The 995-nt window shown below is 49.0% G+C and carries 1 pseudogene; it reads left to right on the top strand.

The window, feature by feature from the left end:
• Nucleotides 1-737: pseudogene (locus T9A_RS17215) on the top strand (hypothetical protein); the annotation flags it as partial.
• Nucleotides 738-995: the final 258 nt, after the last annotated feature.

Genomic DNA, 995 nt, shown 5'->3' with positions numbered 1-995 from the left:
TGGATCGCTTCGCGGGCACTCGCGTTGACAAGGATAGCAATGTGGAGCGCAGATTGGCGTTCAACCGTGCTCGTGGTGCCCGGCTATCGGCCATGGAGCACCTGGTGCCAGAGCAGATGTACAGCACGGAAGATGCGCCGGCCCACGGTATCAGTGCGGTGAAAGCCATCCAGCTTGCTGCTGCTGAAGGGCAGAAGATCTGGACGATTACCCAGGCTAACCTGGATCAGGCGCTGGCCAACCTTCAGCTATCAGATGAAGTAGAAACTGATATCCGTAACTCGGTGTATGCGGGCAAGGAAGTGACGGCTCATGAAAGGCCCGTTAAATTCTTTGGGAGTCAGTCCTCCGGGTATATTGTGTTGGATCCTTATAGTGGGGCTGGGGCTTATTTGATTGAGGGTGGGGAGAATGGGGGTTACCTTAAGCAAGCGGGAGGCGGGGGTGTTATTGCAGCAGCTATTACTGCGTTGGTCTTTAATAGTTTGCCTGCAGCAGCAGCGGCTGCAGTCACTGCATCATTAGCGCTTTTAATGGTTGGGGCAATGCTGTTGCTGACTGCTTATGTAAAATTGCAGCAAGGTGAAGTGATAGCGGCCGAGATTCTTTGTAATACTGGTGTTGTTTTTTTGACGGCCGCGCTGACATTTTTGCCAGGAGTAACAAGCAAGTTGGTTCAATTGTTTATTTCTCTGTTTGGTGCGGCGGCTGCATACAAAGGATGCTCATTGTCATGAGAAAGGTTTTTTACGTTTTTTATACTGTAATAGGAATATTGGTGTCTGAGTTTTACCCTGAATCTTGGGGGCAAGCTGGGCTGGAGGATACTTCGCACTATTCTCTGGTTTTCTAGTTGTGATATTACTTTACTCCGTTGATTATTTTGTTCTCGATTTCTGTCAAAATAAGAGAGACTCTTAAAGTGGTGCAATAATTCTGTGGTTTTTATGGGCGATGCGTCCCTTGGCCGCTTCGCCCTGAATGACATGCAGGAC

It is taken from the genome of Alcanivorax jadensis T9, assembly GCF_000756655.1.
GTDB lineage: Bacteria > Pseudomonadota > Gammaproteobacteria > Pseudomonadales > Alcanivoracaceae > Alcanivorax > Alcanivorax jadensis.
Note: the sequence above shows the minus strand (reverse complement) of the source record. Positions and strands in the feature narration are given on the sequence as shown.